A 618-nucleotide genomic window follows, 5' to 3' on the forward strand; every position below is an offset into this window, starting at 1 on the left:
GGGAAAGATCTATCTGATAATAGAGTGCTGATTAATGATTAGGCTAAGAAAAAGATCGATTCTTTACATAGTGAAGTTTAAATACTCTGAAGCTATGCTACTTTTAAAAGGTGTCTAATAAACTGAAGTGCACAGATATGTTTTCAAGCTCAAAGATTTCACAGATAGTAATATTTATGTTGGTTTTGACCTTGCCTATGACAGGCGCTAAAGCTGATGAGTGTAAGGTGTTAACGGCAACAGGAAATGCTGAGTACCCACCTTATCTGTGGCGTAAGGGAGATGGAGGTAAGGAACTGCTTGGAGCAAATAGAGCGATAATGGGTGAGATTGGGCGTCGCTTAGGGGTTGTTATAGAATTACAAGATGTTGGTTCGTGGGCAAGAGCCCAAGAGATGCTTAAATCTGGTCGAATTGATTTAATGGCTGGTGCGTTTTATACAGTTCCTCGTATTCAGTATATGGATTATGTTTATCCTGCATTTTTAAATACTCAGAGTGTTGTTTGGCGTAATGCAGAATCTGCTATGACCTATGAATCGAGAAAGGATCTCCTAGGTTTGAAGGGATTGACGGTTATTAATAACAGTTTCGGTCAGGAGTTTGATGAGTATGCAA

1 protein-coding gene is annotated in these 618 nt (G+C 39.2%); it reads left to right on the forward strand.

What is annotated here, in order from left to right; genetic code table 11:
* Nucleotides 1-176 precede the first annotated feature (176 nt).
* Nucleotides 177-618, forward strand: a 442-nt coding sequence (locus tag B4K11_RS03410; protein ID WP_292959234.1) for a substrate-binding periplasmic protein, incomplete at its 3' end; no start/stop codon positions are given.

This window comes from Neptuniibacter sp. UBA6509 (genome assembly GCA_002435145.1).
Classification (GTDB): Bacteria; Pseudomonadota; Gammaproteobacteria; order Pseudomonadales; family Balneatricaceae; genus Neptuniibacter.